The organism is Lysinibacillus sp. EB271-A1-10B (assembly GCF_058791335.1).
Genome location: NZ_JBYTDL010000004.1, coordinates 269,426 through 290,683, shown reverse-complemented (window position 1 = coordinate 290,683; position 21,258 = coordinate 269,426). Strand labels below are relative to the sequence as shown.

Annotated in this window: 12 protein-coding genes, 5 pseudogenes and 1 riboswitch; of the genes and pseudogenes, 15 read left to right on the top strand and 2 right to left on the bottom strand. The window is 36.4% G+C overall.

Translation table 11 applies throughout. The features are described 5' to 3' along the window. Positions 1-277: 277 nt before the first annotated feature. The 10 genes and pseudogenes from AC3WSK_RS08770 (at position 278) to AC3WSK_RS08725 (ending at position 12,781) form a co-directional block, all read left to right on the top strand. A complete protein-coding gene (locus AC3WSK_RS08770) occupies positions 278-568 on the top strand; it encodes a serine hydrolase (protein WP_254864986.1) in 291 nt (96 codons plus the stop codon). Between the two features lie 137 nt (positions 569-705). Then, the gene (locus tag AC3WSK_RS08765; RefSeq protein WP_492412022.1) at positions 706-1,068 is read left to right on the top strand and encodes a hypothetical protein; all 363 of its coding nucleotides are present in this window, start codon (positions 706-708) and stop codon (positions 1,066-1,068) included. Positions 1,069-1,455: 387 nt separating this feature from the next. After that, entirely contained in the window at positions 1,456-2,151 is a 696-nt protein-coding gene (locus AC3WSK_RS08760; protein WP_492412024.1) for an endonuclease V, read from the top strand. A gap of 71 nt (positions 2,152-2,222) precedes the next feature. After that, complete coding sequence (locus AC3WSK_RS08755) at positions 2,223-2,702, top strand: SMI1/KNR4 family protein (RefSeq protein ID WP_492412277.1); 480 nt, start codon at positions 2,223-2,225, stop codon at positions 2,700-2,702. A 224-nt stretch (positions 2,703-2,926) separates the two neighbouring features. Further along, entirely contained in the window at positions 2,927-5,791 is a 2,865-nt protein-coding gene (locus tag AC3WSK_RS08750) for a hypothetical protein (RefSeq protein ID WP_492412026.1), read from the top strand. Positions 5,792-6,316: 525 nt separating this feature from the next. Next, on the top strand, positions 6,317-7,621 hold the full coding sequence (locus tag AC3WSK_RS08745) for a hypothetical protein (RefSeq protein ID WP_492412027.1): 1,305 nt from the start codon (positions 6,317-6,319) through the stop codon (positions 7,619-7,621). Positions 7,622-8,071: 450 nt separating this feature from the next. Further along, positions 8,072-9,298, top strand: a complete 1,227-nt coding sequence (locus AC3WSK_RS08740; protein WP_492412028.1) for an MFS transporter — start codon at positions 8,072-8,074, stop codon at positions 9,296-9,298. A gap of 16 nt (positions 9,299-9,314) precedes the next feature. Beyond that, positions 9,315-9,971: pseudogene (locus tag AC3WSK_RS08735) on the top strand (amidohydrolase); the annotation flags it as partial. Between the two features lie 939 nt (positions 9,972-10,910). Further along, positions 10,911-11,669, top strand: a pseudogene (locus AC3WSK_RS08730) (zinc-binding metallopeptidase family protein); the annotation flags it as partial. A 140-nt stretch (positions 11,670-11,809) separates the two neighbouring features. Beyond that, complete coding sequence (locus AC3WSK_RS08725) at positions 11,810-12,781, top strand: glutaminase (protein WP_079562968.1); 972 nt, start codon at positions 11,810-11,812, stop codon at positions 12,779-12,781. A gap of 166 nt (positions 12,782-12,947) precedes the next feature. Here the strand turns inward: AC3WSK_RS08725 and AC3WSK_RS08720 are convergent, their stop codons facing one another. Further along, positions 12,948-14,288 carry an amino acid permease gene (locus tag AC3WSK_RS08720; protein ID WP_427484147.1) on the bottom strand — a complete coding sequence of 447 codons (1,341 nt, stop codon included), beginning with the start codon at positions 14,286-14,288 and terminating at the stop codon, positions 12,948-12,950. Between the two features lie 161 nt (positions 14,289-14,449). Continuing rightward, a riboswitch (glycine riboswitch) is annotated at positions 14,450-14,526 on the bottom strand. Between the two features lie 533 nt (positions 14,527-15,059). Continuing rightward, positions 15,060-15,446 carry a rhodanese-like domain-containing protein gene (locus tag AC3WSK_RS08715; RefSeq protein ID WP_079562970.1) on the bottom strand — a complete coding sequence of 129 codons (387 nt, stop codon included), beginning with the start codon at positions 15,444-15,446 and terminating at the stop codon, positions 15,060-15,062. A gap of 613 nt (positions 15,447-16,059) precedes the next feature. Between AC3WSK_RS08715 and AC3WSK_RS08710 the strand changes: the two genes are divergently transcribed. From AC3WSK_RS08710 to AC3WSK_RS08690, 5 genes and pseudogenes are all read left to right on the top strand, one after another. Next, complete coding sequence (locus tag AC3WSK_RS08710) at positions 16,060-16,890, top strand: lipoate--protein ligase family protein (protein WP_170939020.1); 831 nt, start codon at positions 16,060-16,062, stop codon at positions 16,888-16,890. 202 nt (positions 16,891-17,092) lie between these two features. Beyond that, positions 17,093-17,884 (top strand): annotated as a pseudogene (locus AC3WSK_RS08705) (ribonucleotide reductase barrel domain-containing protein); the annotation flags it as partial. Positions 17,885-18,235: 351 nt separating this feature from the next. Next, positions 18,236-18,883: pseudogene (locus tag AC3WSK_RS08700) on the top strand (ribonucleotide reductase barrel domain-containing protein); the annotation flags it as partial. A gap of 198 nt (positions 18,884-19,081) precedes the next feature. After that, positions 19,082-20,017, top strand: a complete 936-nt coding sequence (locus AC3WSK_RS08695; RefSeq protein WP_492412031.1) for a restriction endonuclease — start codon at positions 19,082-19,084, stop codon at positions 20,015-20,017. Positions 20,018-20,078: 61 nt separating this feature from the next. Further along, a pseudogene (locus tag AC3WSK_RS08690) lies at positions 20,079-21,206 on the top strand (ribonucleotide reductase barrel domain-containing protein); the annotation flags it as partial. Between the last annotated feature and the right edge of the window lie 52 nt (positions 21,207-21,258).

The window sequence follows — 21,258 nt, the reverse complement described above, 5'->3', positions numbered from 1 at the left end:
TTTTCGTACCTCCTAATCTTTTCGTAATGTGTAAAATTCACAGTATGAATATGGATTAGGAGGTTTTGCTTTGAAGTATATTTATATAGAGAGGATTTAATATCTTCACGGATATAGAAGAAATGATCCTAAGGTATACATCACAACAAATGAAATTGATTTGAAAAGGATAGCCGTTTACTAATCTATACAAGATATGCGGATTTAGTAACTCATCAGGTAAGGAAAATCCATCAATATAAAGAAAGATTAATTATTCTAGTAAGGAGAAACTCACATGCTTTTAGAGGAACGGTTAAATAATTGGATAGATTCTTATAATCGAAACGGTTATTTGAATGGTACTTTATTAATTGCATCCAATGAGAATATTCTTTTAAACAGAGGTTTTGGTATGGCGAATTGGGAGCATAGCGTTCCGAATGTGCCAACAACTAAATTTCGTATTGGGTCACTTACGAAAGCATTTACAGCGTTGGCTATATTTCAATTGCATGAAAAGCAAAAATTGTATATGGATGATTACGTAGGAAAATTTCTACTTGATTATCCGAATGGCAACAAATAACAATCTATCATTGTTTAACTAATAGTTCCGGAATACATCATTTTGGAGATATTAGCGGTTTTTCAAGTGATTTCCTTAGATTTATTGATGATCAAGTTACGATTATCTTTTTAAGTAATATGAATGTTACACCTGTCATGCATTTAAGTAGAGAGATTGCAAAAATTGTTTTTGATAAAAATGTATCTTCACCAGCACCTGCAGTTCCGATAGCATTCATAAAGAAAGATTCAATCGTTGGGCAATATGTAATAGAAAATGAAGACAAAGTACTTACCATTACTATTAAAAATAAAGAACTTTATCTAACAGTCCCCAAGATGTATGGAGCTTTATATAAATTTAAGCTTATACCATTTAGTCATGACGCTACGAAAACGGCTTTTTTAACCGAGATGATTTATGAACGATTGATATTTACTTATTCATTATCAGGCGAAATAGAGCGTGTGCAATACGTCGATTGTTATGAAAAAACTTATATGCTTTATAAGCAATAGATGGAGCATCAATATTATATTTTGAAACTTAGAATGAGGCATCCCAACTCATTAGTTGAGATGCCTCATTGAATTTATTCATTAAATACGCTTGGCGTGAACACGAAGATACTTTTCGACATCATTGTAAAGTCCTGCTTGGTTTGCGTATTTCACGTGGTTTTTTGCGGTTCTTATGACTTCGATGCGTATCATAGAAGGCCAACTTACTCATAGAAAAAAGACATGAGCTATTTTCATACCTCCTAATCTTTTCGTAATGTGCAAAATTCACAGTACGTGTATAGATTGGAGGCTTTTGCTTTGAGGTGCAACATTTCCATTAACAAATACCCCATTATTTGTATGTCGTGATAGTATATTTATATTAGAGGAGATGAAATCTTCATGGAAATGGAAGACATGATCTTGAATTATACTTCGCAACAAAATGAATTAAGGAAGCGTATTTCACTACAAAACAATTTTTCAGCCGATCAAATTAAACTCGTTGCAGGAGTAGATATTGCCTATTGGGATGAAAATAATAAAGAATATGGAGCTTGTTGCATTCAAGTTATTGATTTTAATTCCAAAAAGATAGTTGAACAAATTGAGTACATAAATGAAATTACAATTCCGTATATTTCTGGTTTTTTAGCCTTTCGTGAATTGCCTCTTGTATTAGAGGCTGTTAAAAAATTGAGTACGAACCCAGACCTTTATATGTTTGATGGAAATGGGTATTTGCATAGTCGTCATATGGGCATTGCTACCCATGCCTCATTCTTCTTGGAAAAACCTACAATTGGTGTTGCCAAAACTTATTATAAAATAGAGAACACTGATTTTATAATGCCGGAAAATATAGCTGGAGCGTTTACTAATATTGTGATTGATGGGGTAGTGTATGGTCGTGCTCTAAGAAGTAGAAAGGATGTTAAACCGATATTTGTTTCATGTGGTAACGAGATTGATTTAGATACGGCAACTAATATAACGAAGCATTTTATTGAAAAAGATAGCCGTTTACCAATCCCGACAAGATATGCTGATTTTAGCAACTCATCAGGCAAAAAAACTACAACGAGATTATTAAAATGAGAGGGATAAAATTGAAAAGTGAAGCTGAAATTCTATGGAATTGTATCATTGAAAAAAATTCCAAGTTAGAAATGAATGGTAGAGAAGTATTAAACCTTCAGCCTGGTGCAACAGCTGAAGAATTTCAACTAATCGAAACTACATTAGGTAATACTCTCACTGAAGAGATGAAAAGTTTTTATAGTATATTTAATGGGCAAGACTGGTCGCAAGGAGTACTGCCCTTTGCTAGAAATTTAACACTTTCTCCTATTTCTGAAATTATTGATAATTGGGAGTTTCTACAGGAGGAGATTGATCCAGATGATTTGTTTCCAGATATAGAGTATGGTGTTGAGGTTAAACCAACGCTTTGGAATAAAAAATGGATTCCGATTGCTGAAAATGGTGGAGGTGATTATCTTTGTCTTGATACAGATCCAACAAAAGAAGGAGTAGTGGGTCAGGTCTTGTATTTTTGGCATGATTGGGGAAATCGAACAATTGAGGCAAAGGGTCTTTTTGAATTTATAGAAATCTGTTTAAATGAAAAAAATGATTCTGATATTTAATAAGGAGATAAACGACGATGATTCAGTTGATGAAGCGGCAATAGATTCTTCAGTATATAGAGAGTGAAATAAATAGTGTGAAAATCAATGTGAAATCAAAATAGTATTATTTTCTGTTTTGGAATAGGAGGAAATACACTTTTTAGAATTAATCTATAAAATGAAGAGAATTATTAAAAATGTAGCCGATATAATTCAATAGATGATAGAGGAGGTATGGAAATTTGAATAAAAAATTACTTTTTACAGCAGCAGCTATTCCAGCGGCTCTATTTGTACCAACAGTTGCAGGAGCGGCGGGAACCGATACAGTTACAGTTACAGGGAAAAATACAGTAAATGAAACGTTAAAAGCTTCTATCGAAAACTTACCAGCAAGTTCAATTGTTAAAGGTTATCAATGGTACTATGTAGGTGGCTCTAATGATTCAACGAATAAACCAATCTCTGGTGCCACAACAGCGTCATTTACAGTACCAGTAGAAGCAGCAGGCAAAGCAGTTTTCGTGGAAGCGACTACAACAGAAGGCAATAAGTATAAGAGTGAACCCCGTTCGATTAATGAACTAAAACTTTCAATAACTAAACCTAGAATTGAAAGTAGTTCAAAATATGCAGTACCTGGTGAATCGGTACAAGTAGGAGGAGCAATTGTAACCGATGATGCTGGGGCAAAGTTACAAAGCAATCAAATTACATATAGCTATCAATGGTTTTATAAAGTTGGTGAATCCTTCACAATAATTGATGGAGCTACTAAAGACACATACAGAATTCCTAATAATGCTTTAACAGATGGCATTACAGATATAATGGTCAAAGTCCAGGCAAAGGTAGGCACTTCTTTGGTAGAATCTGCCGAGTCTGATGTGATAACAATATCTAATGAACCATCCGATTCAATGATTGAAGAAATTAAAACTTTATTAGTAAATGACAACACATATAATGTAACAAGTTTAGAATCTTTTAAGGCTAAAGTAACGGAATTAGAAAGTAAATATGAGGCACTATCGGCTGCAGCAAAGGCGAATGTGAAAAATTATGATGTATTAAAGAGAGCTGCTGTAGATGTAGATGTAATAAGCAAGTTAAATGAGAAAGTAGATAAGGTAAAAGAGATTAATGAAAAAGACCTACCGAAGTATTTAAAAGAAATCGATGAGGCCTATGACAAGTTGGATTTATTACAACGCAGCTTAGATCTAAACGATGCCTTATACAATAGCATTAAAAACATTTTGAAAGATCCTACAGATATCGAAGAATTTAAAGAAGTTAGAAGACTAAATCAGGCAATTGTTGCATTATTAGACTATAAAAGTTCTTTTGTTACGTATGTACCTACTAGCATCGAATCTTTAAAATCAGCAGTAGAAACAATAGAAAAGGATATAGCAAAATTATCTCAAAATTACCGAGCAACTGTTCAAAATCAAGTGATTTTAAGTGATGCTAAATCGGATATCAAAAAGGTCGAACAATTTATTAAACTTTTCGATAAGCTGTCACCTAAAGAGTCACCTAGCAAACAGGTGACTACAGCAAAATCAATACGTACGGCTTATGAAAAACTAACTTATAAACAGCTACAACTAGTACCAACGGAATATAAGCATACATTACTTCAAGCTGAAAACGCAGAAAACAATCAAATAGACAACTTAAATAGAGAGATTGACAGTTATGTAGGCGATGTGGATGACAGTTACCCAATAGATCCATCAAAAGATTCTTGGCAAGGACATGTCAATAATGTAAACCGTATTATTAATGAGTATAAAGGTTTAACGAAAAATTCAGCGGCTAAAATTGTCGGGTATGATAGCTTGATAACTTTACAAAAGGATTTTAAAGCAGCTGAAAAAATTATTAAAGACATGGACGCTTACCAAAAGCTTTCAGAAACACCGGGGGTAGCTGAGAGTAAGTTAAAAACGAACTACACAAATGTATTGAAAGCTTATAATAAGTTAACTAGTTTACAACAGTCACTTGTTTATAATGCAAACGATTTTTTATTAAATACGCCAACAATTACAGTTAACGTAAATGGTAAGGAACCTGCTGATAAAGCGGCTGCATTGGCTTTAAAAGCCGAAGTTGAGAAGCTTGCTAATGTAACGAAATATACATTTGCACAATTCGAAAGTGCTGTAAATGTAGCAACAACAAAATATAAAAACCTATCTTCGGGTGGACGAAAGTATGTTACAAACTATTATTTATTAACAGCCGCCAGTAAAGATCTTTCTGGTGTTAAGTCATTCCATAAAAAAGTGCAAGCAGCACGACAAGAAACAGATGCTGCGAAACAAGCGAAAAAAATTCAAACCGTACAAACTGCATATGCTAAGCTACCAGCAAATCAACAGCATTTAGCCAAACAGCAATATGAAGATTTGCTCAATAATCGTCTAGAAGACGCACCAGATGTCACAACATTAAATAATGAGATTGCAAAAATTGTCTCAAATGATAATGAGACGTATACAGTTTCAATAGAAAAGATTAATGAGCTTTCAATTGAATATAAAAAGCTGAGCTCTAGTGATAAAAAACGTATTACGAATGCGTCGATCTTAACAACAGCGGTTTCTGATGTGAAAAAAGTAGAATCATTTATGAAGACGTATGACAAATCATTTACGAGTAACCCAACAACTGTTATTAAAGCTTTTAATAAGCTAACTTCAAAACAAATGAGTTTAGTTAGTCCAGAAATACGACAATCCATTATCGATAAGGATAAAGGTCAACAACAGTCTAATGAAAGTGCTTTGAAATTAGTTGAATCAATTAATTCACTGCTCGTAAATGGTGAATATATTGATGACTTGGAAACGAAAGTAAAAGAAATTCGTACAGCATATGATGCCCTTAGTTCTTCAGAAAAGAGTGTCGTGAAAAATTATTCTAAACTAACACAGGCCGAGAGTGACTTGAAAAAGGTAGCTGATGTACATGCGCTTTACGTACCTTCGACAGACGATAATGCAGCAGCTCGTAAAGCTTGGCAAACTGCGTACGGTAAGCTCTCGAAAAAATTAGAAATTTTATATAATAAAATGTATGTAAACGATTTATAAAACTGTTTAAGCCTAAACCCCGAATAACGAAATTATTCGGGGTTTTAGTATGCGCGATTGGCTTAGTTAGGTGATAAAGCATAAAAGTTTATCGATAAAAATCAAAAGTTAGGCGATAAAACGTGAAAGTTTATCGATAAAAATCAAAAGTTGGGCGATAAAACGTGAAAGTTTATCGATAAAAATCAAAAGTTGGGAGATAAAATATGAAAGTATTCCGATAAAATTAAAAGTTGGATGACGAAACGTAAAAATGTTTGCTACCGCTACGCTTCGGGCAAAAACCATCTGCCACTACCGCTACGCTTTCGCGCAAAAAAACATCTGCCGCCCAACGCCCCACAAAAGCAACCCGCTTAATTTGACACACTTAATTCATTGATATAAAGTCCACTGGTTAAATTTATCTTATTTATTTGTGTAGAATATCAATTCTTCGATATACTATTTATAGTTAATCTGTATAATAATTAAGAATTGTTTGTCATAACGAAAGTAGTTTGACATAGAAGGTAGGTACTAAAGATGTATAAAATAGGTGTTGTTGGCCCAATAAAATCCGTAAAAAAAATTATCGAATTAGCACATGAAATCGAAGAGGATATGGAGTTTATCCCATATATTTATACGATTGCTACAGAAACGCAACATCTTGTGGAAACCTACAATCAAGATGTTGATTTTTGGCTATTTTCGGGATACATACCTTATAAAATTGCTAGCCAGACAAGTGTTTCACAGGATAAGCTGGCACATATCATCTTTTCTGAGGCGGCTATTTACAAAGGCTTTTTTGAGCAATCCTATAAAGTAGGGAAAGTTATTGAGAATGTCAGTATTGATATTGTTTCATCACCTGCACAAATGTTGTTAGAAGGGGTAGCAGAGATCGAGAAAAATGTAAGGGACATGTATGTAAAGGAATTTGATGTGGCCATTGATCCGAAAGAATTATTTGATTTCCATTATGACCTATGGCTGAAGGGGAAAATCGATTTTGCGATCACATGTTACCCGTCTGTCGATGAAGAGCTGAAAAAGAGGGGAGTTCCCTCCTATTGGGTATCCCCTACAAAAACAGAAATTTACCATACCGTTCAGCTATTTACCGAAAAAATTAAAACGTCGTATTATAAAGAAACGCAAATAGGTGCTGTCATGCTCGAAATAAAAGAATTCGATTCATTGAAGGAAAGAATGAAACAAGGATATCGTATTCAATATTTAGAATTGCGCATGAAGGAAAACTTACTGCAATTATGCGAACAGATTGATGGTTCCTTAATCGAGGAAGGGAATGGGAGATATACTATTTTCAGTACGAGGGGAGCAATCGAAGGGCAGATTCAATTCATCAAGGAAAAGATGTACCAGCTGTCCATTGAAATGGAGGCAAAGGTTACAGCAGGAATAGGCTTTGCGCAAACGGTATTTAATGCCGAAGTAAATGCGCATAGAGCTTTACGTCAAACGAAAGAACATGAATCGATTGATATTGTCATGATTCAAGATGATGGTACAATGATTGAATCTGTCGGAAATAGCGAGGAGCTATCATATTCCTATCGAGCTGATGATCCTACTATCCTTGAAAAATTAAAAAAAGGCAATGTTAGTATTAAAAACTATACAAGAATACAAGCGCTAGTTCAAAAAATGAGTTGGAAGCATTTTACGACAAAGGATTTAGCCGCACAGCTTCAAATGAGTGAACGAAATGCACAGCGCATTGTGGCAGATTTATGTAGTGTAGGTTTAGCGGAAATTTGTGGAGAAGAATTACAGCATACACGTGGTAGACCAATAAAAATATACCGGCTTGTGATGTAGGTCAAGCGTATAAAATGTCCTAAACCAATGAATGGTTTAAGGGCATTTTTTGTTTGGCGGAAATTTGCGAAATAGAAAATACAGAATTTTTTTAGTTATTATTTGCTTTTGATGAATGTTTAAAAAGTGTAGATAAATCAACAGTTTCCAAGTTTCTATGACGTATGTTAGACACCTTTTTTTGTGCGATTATTTATTAAAAATTTTCAAAATAATATTGTCAATTCATAAAAAGTCGATTATTATACGAATATATAACGAAAATGTCGCTATATATAGGGGCCGATTTTAATAGGGAGAGATAAAAAGTAGTATAGGAAAGTTGCAATAGGTATCGAGATGGAAGAATAAGAGTTTTAGTTGTCGCAATATTCGAGTAAGTAACTGAATGTCTTTTTCCTTTAATACGATCAATTGCAGCAACGCAGTTTAAACATGGGAGGGATAGTAATGACAACGAATGAAGTAACCAAAAAATCCAGAAATTTAATCCTTGCACTCTTATTTTTAGGATGGTCATTAGGAAATCTAGATCGTTACATCATGAACTATGCAGTGGTATCGATTACGGGTGATTTAAATTTAGATGCTTCTTCCACTGGAATTATTTTAAGTGCTTTCTTTTTAGGTTATGCGATTATGCAAATACCTGGCGGCTGGTTGGCTGATAAATTTGGGGCTAAAAAGATCTTACTTTTTTCAGTAATTATGTGGTCGATATTCACAGGTTTGACGGCAATAGCTTGGTCTTTAGTTGCGATGATTATCATTCGATTTTTATTTGGTATTGGGGAAGGTGGATTCCAACCATCGAGCTCTAAAATTATTGCGACGATTTATCCGAGGGAAGAACGAGGGCGAGCGATGTCAATTATGCTTTCCTCTGGAGGCATTGTTTCGTTAATCGTACCTTTACTCGCAGCTTATTTATTAGGAACAATTGGCTGGCGTACGATGTTTGTTGTCATTGGTGCGATCGGAGCCATTATTGCATTTTTATATTGGAAATATATAAAACTTCCACAAGAGGAAGTAGTGGAAAGTAGTTATGGTAAAGAAAATACTTCTACGAAAGTAAACTTTAAGGAACTTTTTAAGACGCCGCTTATGTGGAATTTAATGATTGCTTATTTCTGTATTTATGCGGTGAACTGGGGATTAGTTTCTTGGATTCCAACATACCTTCAAAAAAATCGTGGACTCGATTTAATGTCGATTGGTTGGGCGCAAACAATTCCAGCTATCACTACTATTATCGGTATTTATGGAAGTGGTTATCTCATTGATAAGTTACCACGAGGAATGGACAAAATCTTAGGTTCAATTTCTTGTGGATTAATTGGTATTTTATTGTACTTCATGTTTACAGCGGAGTCGGTAACGATGTTTATTACTTATCAAACGGTCGTTACTTTATTTATTGCATTTGTTATTACATTACTACCTGCCATTGTGTTAAAGAAATTACCTTCTTCTATTACAGGTTCCGCAATGGGAGTTGCTAATACAGGCGGGCAATTAGCTGGATTTGTAACACCGATGGCAATCGGCTTTATGGTAGATGCTTTTAACGGTTCCTTCGATGCAGCATTTTGGATGTTAATTGGATTTGCAGTTATTTGTATTATTTCGCTTTTAACGTTAAATGATCAAAAAGGAAGTCTTTTGAATTCATAATAGGGGGTATAAAAAGATGAGTGTACATGAAAAAATTTCTTCATTAGTCGAGTCAAAAAGGGATGCTAGTATTCAATTAAGTGATGCTATTTGGGCAGTACCTGAACTTCACTTTCAAGAAAAGAAATCTGTTCAATATATGAAGGCAGCTTTAGAAAAAGAGGGCTTTGCAACAGAACTTGGCATTGCAGGCCTTGATACAGCACTAGTAGGAACGTATGGATCTGGAAAGCCGGTTATTGCCTTTCTCGGTGAATATGATGCACTGCCTGGTTTGAGTCAAAAAGGTGGGGCTACTCATTTCGAACCATTAGAGGACGGAGAAAGTGGCCATGGTTGTGGGCATAACTTATTAGGTACAGGAGCGTTCTCCGCGGCTGTTGCGGTGAAAGATTATTTAGAGCAAAATAATCAATCAGCGACAATTCGTTTCTACGGTTGTCCTGCAGAGGAGAATGGTTCAGGGAAAGCTTATATGGCGAAGGCTGGTATTTTTGATGATGTCGATATTGCAATATCTTGGCATCCTGGTACTTTTACGACTGTAATGACTTGCACCTCTCTTGCAAACTATGCAGTTACGTTTAAATTTACGGGAAAAAGTGCACATGCAGCAGCAGCGCCACATTTAGGACGAAGTGCATTAGATGCAGTTGAACTTATGAATGTTGGGTAACTAAACTGTTACGATAAATTCAGACAAAACTATACAAATCTGTATAGAAGCATAAATTTATAACAGAATACCCTTCGTATCAAGCAATTGGTGCGAACTCCACGTTAATTGCTTTTAACTCCTAAAGCCTTGTGACCAACGCGGAGCTGGAAACGGCAGACGTAACGGTGCGAAAGCAGAAAAAACAACAAGGATAGCATAAGCTGAAAAAAATCACTCAGTGTCCGTAAAGGATCATCGTGACAACGGAAAACGGTGGCGCTAAGTGCTTTGGCAATGGATGTTTAGCAGCGAAAGTCCTAAATCTCTCATGAGACACGGAAGACGTTCAACGACTATCTCCTTGAGGGAGAGTAAAACCGCAAGCGAATGGCGGAAGAAAAATGTGGCTCTTATTAGAAGATAAGATGAAGATATAGTCTGCGCTTATGTGAAAGCATAAGAGGTCTACTCGTGAGAGAAAGACTGCATGAAGGGTTGCGCCTTCGTGTGAACAAGAAAAATATATACAACTATAAAAATGTTAACAACCTCTCTAAACAGGGTAATGTGATTTTATCATAGTGAAAGAGTGGTGGTACACATGGAGTTAATGTCCATTGAGAAATTTGCTAAACAAAAGTTGGTAATTGGTTATTGTCGAGTCAGTACACCATGTCAAGATGAAAAACAATGATCTGGATAAAGATTTGAATGCAAGCATTAATTTAGCAAATTATTCAATCTAAGGAGTTTAACTAAAAACTAAACCTTAGATGTGTACGCAACGATACTGCGGAATTTAAGCCTTTGGAGAGTCATACCAAATGGCAGTAGCTTTTTTGCGAAACCAGACTCGGGGAATAAGGAAGACACAAAACGAAATTCGAAAGATATAAGTTGTGTCACAGTAGAGCTGTTTACATTTTTTAGAAATGTATATGTTTTTCGTATCGGGTGAACTATTTACGCGAACATATCATTCCAGAAGCGCGTGTGCATTATGCGGTTACAAACACAGGGGGATCATCTCCAAATGTCGTTCAACCGTATGCAGAGGTGACATACTTAATTAGAGCACCTAAAAAGCATCAGGTACAAGAGATTTATCAACGTGTTGAAAATATTGCTAAAGGTGCAACATTGATGACTGAAACATCGTTAGAAATCGCCTTTGAGGGAGCAGCGTCCAATCTTATTCCAAATAAAACACTTTATGGTGCGATGCAAAAACAAATAATTGATTTAGGAATGCCTACTTATACAGGAGAAGATGAACAGCATGCCCAAGCTATTTTTAATACATTTACGCCTGAAATTCAGGCATCAGCATTAGTAGGTCTAAAAAAAGATGATGCTATGCAGTTACAAGGTAAAGTTATTGCTGACCACATCCCAAGTGTCCTACCTGAATTTATATTAGGTGGATCAACGGACGTTGGAGATGTAAGCTGGAATGTCCCAACTGTTCAATGTACAACTGTATGTATGGCACTAGGTACACCACTTCATACTTGGCAGGTTGTATCACAGGGTGTTATGCCAATAGCACATAAGGGGATGTTGCAGGCAGCAAAAATTATGGCTTGCACTGCTGTGGATCTAATTGATAATCCAGCACTGATTGAAGAAGCTAAAAAAGAATGGAAGGAACGTCTGGATGGGGAGACTTATGTTTCACTAATTCCAGAAGGTAAAATGCCTCCAAAATTTTAAAAAAGTTATACCAAAAAGAGTCTTCGTAGGGTAAACTATGGAGACTCTGTTTTTGCCTATTATTAAGTTTTTTCTTAGTTAAGTGTACTTATTGAGTAGTTATTGGCGTAAAATGCCGTTTTTTGAAAGGAGATTAGAAAATGCCGACAGAACATAACAATCATAATAATAATCAACTTGCGGCAGAATGGGTGGAACAGTTTCGTCCTTTTGCTAAAGAGGGGCAATGTGCAAGTTATATTCCTGCTTTAGCTGAAAAAGATCCAAATCAATTGGCGATTTCGATTATCGGTACTAATAATGACGAAATGAAAGCCGGAGAGACAACTGAACTATTTACGCTGCAGAGTGTTTCAAAGGTCGTTACATTTATTTTAGCGTGTATGGAACGAGGATTACCTTATGTTTTAGAACGAGTTGATGTTGAACCTACAGGTGACACCTTCAATTCAATCATTCGTCTAGAAAGCCATCAGCCTGGGAAACCTTTTAATCCAATGATTAATGCTGGAGCCATTACAGTATCCTCTATGCTTGACGGAAATTCTCCGCAAGAAAAGGTTTCAAAAATCCTTAATTTTTTAGAGCAAATGGTTGGCAAGGAATTAAAGGTGAATGAAGAGGTTTATCAATCTGAGTGGCAAACAGCAAATCGAAATCGGTCATTAGCCTATTATTTAATGGATTCTGGCTTTTTAGACTGTCCTGTAGAGGAAGCATTGGAGGTTTATTTAAAACAATGTGCGATTGAAGTAAATGTTTCAGATTTAGCAATGATTGGTTTAGTAATTGCCAATGATGGCTATCATCCTCTAACAAAAACACAACTTTTTCCTAAGCAAGTAGCAAAATTAGCAAAGGCATTGATGGTTACTTGTGGTATGTATAATGCTTCTGGTAAATTTGCTGCATTTATCGGGTTACCCGCTAAAAGTGGTGTTTCCGGAGCGATATTGGCGGCTGTACCAAGTCATGCAGGCTTAGATTCACCTTTTCCTGCTGGGAGCGGTATTGGCATATATGGACCAGCAATTGATGACATCGGGAACAGCGTAGCTGGCGTGAATTTACTTAAGCATATCGCTACCGAATGGAATATGAATATTTTTTAATCAATAAAAGAAAGATGACTTCAGTAAATGAAGTCATCTTTTTTACTTCTTTCCGCGGCTTTCTAAACATCCGCCAAGAAAATGCCGTTAATTTGTAATAAAAAAAGCCCTGAATAGCTTCACTTTGCTTAAAGTGTCACTATCCAGGACAATATAATTTAGCGTATTACTTTCTTTTTTTCTTATAAAGAATTAGCAGCAATATAAACCAAATTGGTGTCAATAGTAATGCCGTACGAGTTGCCTCTGAAATGAACATTACTACTAATAGAAATGCAAAGAAGGCAAGTACTAAATAGTTCACGAACGGTGTGAAAGGTGCCTTGAAAATTGATGCTTCATGAAGAGCACGATTTTTACGTTTATAGATGATATGAGAGATTAATATAATACTCCATACCCAGATAAAGCAAATGGCACTAATCGTTGTCACAACACTAAAGGCGTTTTCAGGCATTAATTTACTTAGTAATGCACCTACGGATACAACAATTGCAGATACAACAAGTGCGTTACTTGGTACACTGTTTTTATTGAGCTTTGCAAATGTTGGTGAAGCTTGCTTGTTGTTTCCAAGATTAAAGAGCATGCGGCTTGTAGAAAATAAACCACTATTACCAGCCGAGGCAGCAGATGTTAGAACGACAAAATTAATAATCCCTGCAGCAATTGGAATACCAGCTAGTGTAAATACTTGTACAAATGGACTACTAGAGGCAGACATTTCATGCCAAGGATTAATGCATAAAATAACAAATAGCGCCCCTACGTAGAATAATAAAATGCGTAATGGAATTTTGTTAATGGCAGAAGGAATATTCTTTTTAGGATCGGCCGTTTCAGCAGCGGAAACCCCTACTAGCTCGACACCAACAAAAGCGAAAACAACCATTTGGAATGCCATTAGGAACCCGTGTAGACCATTCGGGAATAACCCGCCATATGCCCAAAGATTTTCAACGGAAACTGTGCCAGCGCCTGTTTGAAAGCCTGTAAATATCATGAATAGTCCAATCACAATCAGTGCAACAATTGTAATGACTTTTATAAGTGCAAACCAAAATTCTAGTTCGCCAAATAGTTTTACAGTTAATAGATTCAACATTAGCAACAGGACTAAACAGCCAATTGCAGGCACCCATTGTGGAATGTCAAACCAATATTGTACATAAACGCCGACAGCAATAATATCTGCCATAGCGGTCATAATCCAGCAGAACCAGTATGTCCAACCGGTAATGTAACCTGCCCAAGGTCCTATGTATTCGGATGCAAAATCAGTAAATGATGTATAGCCAGCATTCGATAATAACAGTTCACCTAACGCCCGCATGACGAAAAATAAGGCAGTTCCGACAATTAGATAGGCGAAGATGATGGAAGGTCCTGCTAAAGCAATGGCTTTACCGGAGCCTAAAAATAAACCAGTACCGATTGTTCCGCCAATCGCAATGAGCTGCACATGGCGATTTTTTAATTCGCGTTTTAATTGTTGTTGTTGTTCCACGTTGCTCCCCCTCAAAGATACGTAATAACTATGACTGGAAATAAAAAAGAGACTAGTAGTGACACTAGTCTCGTAAACGACAGAATAACAAATACCCATAGCGAATGTTGTATGTAAAAAAGAAAACATTCGTGTGGTATAGCTTTCATGATGAAAGTTAATATTACTCCTCTGTCCTTTTGCCTGAGATAGTGAACCCTTCGGCGACGCAAAATGCGCTCTCTCCAGAACTGCTCCTGCTATAGTTTTATCCATAGCATTCATAGCTTGTATTGTATGTCTTGATGACATTATTTTAAGATATTATACATCCTATCAGTGCTACCATAAATATTCAAGGGTAAATTTCTGTCTTTTTCAGAAAAAAAGAAGATTGGAGTTCGTCTAGGTAAAAATTACACGAAAAATAGTATTTTTAGACATACGTTAAAATAGGGATAATATTTAATGTTTGGTATAAAGGTTAAAAAAGGCGAGGGACGAGTGAGGGAAGCAGCTAGAACTTTGATAAAGGAAGTTGAATGTGATGTGAGCAGTATATTGCCGCACGCGCTACTTTTTTCTGTTCAATAAGTTGTCAGACGTTAAACAATAAATATAATATAGTAGAAACTCAGAATTTTTTGCAAAAAGTAAACCATCTCATAGTCATTTGAGATGGTTTCTTCCTGTTTAAAACAAAGTGAGATAGGTATATATAAATAAATTACCTTAGATTTCGCGAGTATATTTATTTATAGTAGTCACTTATGCCTTAACGACTTTTTGAAATTATTTTTTAGACTTTATTTTACCTGTCCAAGTACGGAAGCCGCCTTGAAGTTGGTAAATTTGGTTGTAGCCACGTTTTTTAAGAAATAGAGCAGCACGTGCGCTACGGCCTGTATTTTGACAGTATAAATATACTGGTAAATCTGGGCGAATTTCTTTGTGACGTTGACGTAGAGTTGTTGAAGGAACATTACGTGCACCAAGAATGTGACCTGCATCAAATTCTTTTTGCTCACGTACGTCGATAAGCTGCGCTTTACGATAGCCTTCAATAAATTGTTCTTGTGTTAGGTTTGTTACGGCTTTTTTTAGTCGTAGGGCATTGATACCGATATATGCAATTACGACTACTAAAATAACACCGATTGTGATAAGTATGTTTAACAAAATTTCTTACCCCTTTCTATCTTCTTTATTATTATAAAAGATGCGCTAGCGATAGTCCAATGAGTTTGATAAAATTAATTAGATTGTGGCTAGAATTAATCTATCTATATGTATGGATGTTATTAGTGAAATGTCACAGAATCATGCTACTCCATTTTTAGATTTGGGTGGATGATACTTCAATAAAGAATAGAACTAAACGCAGAGTGTCAAAATTTTGAGAAACATTAATTTTTGGCTCATCACCATGAGTAGGATGGCATTTGCTAAAACGTATGCGATATATAGGTTGATTGGAGTGAAGGCAGGGCGACTCCTCGGGGATTAGCGATAGGGGAACGAAGGCTAAGAGCATCACATCCTGTGATAACGCCTTCGTGACCAACATCCTGTTGGCCCAAGCGGCTCATCGGTCGTCCCCAGAGAAAGAGCCCGGCCGGAACGGAAATCAACCACTCGCTATAGGGATGAGCCTTATTTTGTACACATTCGCAAAAGGTAAAGCCTCCGGCTGATGTCACGGAATCGAAAAGGATTTCTTTGTGCAAGCACAAAGCCGATTCCCGACGCATTTATGCCGAGGCATAAATGATTAATTGTAGGAGATGAAAATATGACAACTTGGTATTTTCTAAATTCAGGGAAATGTAGCCCATCTTTCAATATGGCATTAGACGAAGCATTACTTGATTGGCATAGTGAAGGTTTAATTCCACCGGTTATTCGTTTTTATGAGTGGGAGCCAGCAACTCTTTCGATTGGCTATTTTCAACAAGCGAAAAGAGATATTAATCTAGAAGCGGTGCGAGAACAAGGGCTAGGCTTTGTTCGTCGTCCAACAGGTGGTAGAGCCGTTTTACATGAACATGAATTGACATATAGTGTCATTGTTTCTGAAAGCTATCCAGATATGCCTGAATCAGTGACAGAGGCATATAGAGTGTTAAGTGAAGGGATATTGCAAGGGTTTCATAATCTAGGCATGGATGCTTATTTTAGTGTTCCTAATACTGAAGAACAAAGAGCGGACTTAAAGAAACCTAAAAGTGCAGTTTGCTTTGATGCGCCAAGCTGGTATGAGCTTGTAGTAGAAGGTAAAAAAGTGGCAGGTAGTGCACAAACTCGTCAAAAAGGTGTTATTTTACAGCATGGAGCTATTTTACTTGATTTAGATCAAGAAAAATTATTATCTGTCTTCAATTTTTCAAGTGAAGAGGCGAAGGCGCGTATGCGTAGAAAGATGCCTGAAAAAGCGGTTGCTATCAATAACCTTGTTAAAGAACCTGTGACTATTGCACAATGTGTGACAGCTTTTAGAGATGGTTTTGCAAAATCGTTGCAAATTGATTTAAAACCATTTACACTTTCTGAGGAGCAATTAGAATATGTACATGCACTAGAAGAAAAAAAATATGCATGTGATGATTGGAACTTCAAAAAATAAAAAATGGTATAAGAAAAATATTTTTTTAGCGTTCAACCCTTGTAGTAACAAGCAGTTCGCATTCTGTTCGAAATTGCAAGAGTTGAATTAAAAAACTAGATATAGTATCTTTTTTTAAGAAACATACACAATATGTAGTGTTTAACGACACATGATATTGTGTATTTATATTTGTAAAGCAGAAAATAAGGGAGGCAAAACGATGGTACTCACAAATCATCAACCCGAAGTAAACAAATTTGAACAGTTAAACAAAGATATTGAACAATTTCCACAGGTTCATCCCGTAACACCTGATATGCACATTACGCATAAAGGTGTATCAAGACTTGTAATGATCGATCGCTACTCGTTTAAAGATACGGAAAAGAAAACGTTAAAAGCCGGTGATTTCGTCGTATTAACAGTGAAGGCAGATCCAAAATTCCCTGCACGTGGTTTAGGGACAATCCAAAAGCTTGATATGTCTACAAAAACAGCAGAAATTTTGATTGAGGAAGATTACCGTAGTGCTATAGATGATCCGAAAGAGCAAGAAACGGGTGTGATTACGCGTTCAATTGACGTGCTAGAAAAGCCTCTTGAAATATTTTATGAACAAATCGCAAAACGAAATGCAACAGGGCTTGCTGCTGTTGAAAAAACACAAGAGAAACGCCAAGAATGGTTTGAGAAGTTTTATGAGCAACTAGTTTCATTAAAATTCATTCCAGCTGGACGAGTTATTTATGGAGCTGGATCTGAAACGGATGTAACTTTCTTCAACTGTTACGTAATGCCATTTGTAGCAGATTCACGTGAAGGAATAAGTGATCACCGTAAGCAAGTGATGGAAATTATGAGCCGCGGTGGTGGTGTAGGGACAAATGGTTCAACATTGCGTCCACGTAACACTTTAGCTCGTGGTGTAAATGGTAAATCATCTGGCTCTGTATCATGGTTAGATGATATTGCGAAACTGACTCATCTTGTCGAACAAGGTGGTTCCCGTCGTTAAGACTCGGCGACGTAATCTCGTGAATTGCTGGAACACCCTGAGAGCTTTTCTTGCTACAACGTAAACTGTGAAGTTAGGTGTGAATGCTTGAAAAAAGAAAAGATTGGGCAATCAGCAGCGAAGCGTCTATGGAAACGTAGATGAACGTTCAACGACTATTGAAACTTTCTAAGCTTGGCAAAGTATGAAAGAAGTAAATCATATTAGGCGGTGACGCTCTTATGAGGCACGAGACAAAGAACAGTATTCTTTGATGATATAGTCTGATCTTATGTGAAAGCATAAGAGTATGGCAGAAATGACCATACCAGAAAAATTAAATTCATTATTTTTCTGTAACAAAAAATGGGAGCACAAATGATTATGCTGGCAGATTGGCATCCTGATATCGTGGAATTTATTATTTCGAAAATGCAAAATCCACGTATTCTACGATACCTAATCGAAAATACAACGGATAAAACAATTATTCGTCTAGCAAAAGAAAAATTAAACTTTAAACCTCTTTCAACTCAAGAGGAAGCTATGTACCAAGGTATTGTTAACTATAAAGGTATCGAAGGCTTAGGTGGTTTTGATACAGCTATTATTCGCGAAGCGGAAAACAAACTACGCGATGGCGGTACTTATACTGTTCACAATCCAGAGTTTTTAACTGGTGCAAATATTTCTGTAACATTAACAAAAGAATTTATGGAAGCAGTTGAAAATGACGCTGAATTCGAGCTTCGTTTCCCAGCTGTTGAAGAATATACAAAAGAAGAAATGGCTATTTACAACAGTGAGTGGCATAAAGTTGGAGACGTGCGCGAATGGGAGAAAATGGGCTATAAAGTACGCACATACCGTACGATTAAAGCGCAGGAATTATGGAATTTAATCAACGTTTGTGCAACGTACTCTGCAGAGCCAGGTATTTTCTTCATCGACAACGCCAATGACATGACTAACGCAAAAGCTTATGGTCAAAGCGTTGTAGCGACTAATCCGTGTGGTGGACTTCGCCTCACGTTAAAAATTGCGGGATAAAGCGGGAAGGCTGAGATGCTAATCCGAACCGAAGGCTAAAGGTAAAACTTCAGTCAGGGGCAACGCATACCCGGTGATCCTACTTAGTAGACTATAACCCGGGCACGAGACCGCAACATTACACATAACAATAGACTGGCCTAATTAGAGAAAGGCTGTAATCAAATGAACAGAGGTTATGCAGGTTTTTATAAATCATACTATTTAAGAAGTTCATATGAGTGTGCATATGCCAAATTTCTAGATTATCATTCAATTTCTTGGGGCTATGAAGACAAAGTATTTAATATTGGATTCAAATTTTATAAACCTGATTTTTTCTTCTATAATGATAACGGTGATATTATAAAGATTGTTGAAATTAAGTCTCGCGATATTACGGCGAAAGAAAAAGCTCTAGAAGCTTTAAAGGTTATTGAGACAACTTATGATATTAATTGCGAATTAATTTCTTATGAAGAATTGCTCGAAATGTATAAACTTGTACCATTTTCGTTAACTTCAACGATAACAGAATGGATAGAATCAAAAAATACAACAATAAACAAAGCTAATTATGGTAAGTTCAATGCTCATTTCAATCAACAACATAATGAGCATACTAAAAAAATAATTGGACAGCATACAAAGCGATTGTGGGAATCTAATAGTCCGGCGAAAGCAAGAATGATTGAAGGTTTAAGAAAATCTGGCTTGGCTCAAAAGGGTAAGCAAAAGAAACCTAGGGAACAAAGAATCTGTAAAAGTTGTGGGAGCAAGTTTGAAGTTATTGTTTCTTCATCCAAATGGTTTTGTACTCAATCATGCGCTGGAAGTTCAAATATTCAAGTTGCCACACAAACTTATGTTGAAAAGCGAGCAAAAATTCATCAAGAAATTAAACAGACAGTAATTAAATGGGCAATCGACAATCAAGAAATTATAACTGCAACCCCCTTTAATCAAATAAAATCAACTCTCCAACCATTAATCGAAAGCATTTATCAAGAATTTGGAGTTAAAGATTTTAGAGTAATTTCGAAATCAATCTTTGGGGGAGATAGAGGAAGAAAAGAACTACTTAGGTTTATGAAAAAAGTGTGTAATGAAAATGTATGCTGAACTTACAGGAATTGAACTGTAAGAACTAGAGGATAAAAAGCCTTTAGGATAACAATAATTGGAACAACCACTCGCACCATATTCTGTGTGTAACTTAGCAGCTGTGAACTTAGCGCAGTTTGCGAATAAAGAAGATCAAACGATTGATTTCGAAGCACTTCGTGAAACAGTTCGTGTTGGTGTTCGTATGCAAGATAATGTAATTGATGCTACACCATACTTCTTAGAAGAAAACCGTGTACAAGCTCTAGGAGAGCGTCGTGTTGGCTTAGGCGTAATGGGCTTAGCGGACTTACTAATTTATTGTGAGAAAGAATATGGCTCAGAAGCAGGTAATGAGCTAGTTGATGAAATCTTTAAAACGATTGCTGAGACTGCTTATGAAGCTTCCACAGAACTTGCTAAAGAACGCGGCAGCTTTCCATTCCTTGTAGGAGCAACAGAGGAAGAGACAGCACGTTTACGTAAAGCATTCACTGAAACTGGCTTTATGCAAAAAATGCCTGCGCATATTAAAGAGCAAATTTTAGCAACAGGTATTCGCAACTCACATTTACTAACAGTAGCTCCAACTGGTTCGACTGGTACAATGGTTGGCGTGGCAACAGGTCTTGAGCCATACTTCTCATTCACCTATTACCGTTCTGGTCGCCTAGGTAAATTCATCGAGGTAAAAGCAGAAATCGTACATGAATATTTAGAACGTCATCCGGAAGTAGATGAGAATAACCTTCCTGATTGGTTCGTTACGGCGATGGAGTTAAAACCAGAGGCACATGCTGATGTACAATGTATCATCCAAAAATGGATTGATTCATCTATTTCAAAAACTGTAAACGCACCAAAAGGTTATACAGTACAACAGGTTGAAAAAGTATACGAGCGTTTATATAATGGTGGCGCTAAAGGTGGTACGGTCTATGTAGATGGTAGCCGTGATTCACAAGTACTGACACTAAAGGCTGAAGAAAATGATATGGATCAACTGTCATTTGAGGAAGATTTAGTAGAAGTACCAACGAAGCGTCCAGTTGTATTAGTAGATACGATTCAAGCATTAGAATCGACAACAGTTATTGGTTCGGATGTAGGGAATACTTGTCCTGTATGCCGTAAAGGAACTGTAGAAGAAATCGGTGGCTGTAATACATGTACAAACTGTGCAGCACAGTTAAAATGTGGCCTATAAACCGTTTATAAAAAAGATGCGGTGTTTAAAATAAACTCGCGAAGCTTTGCCC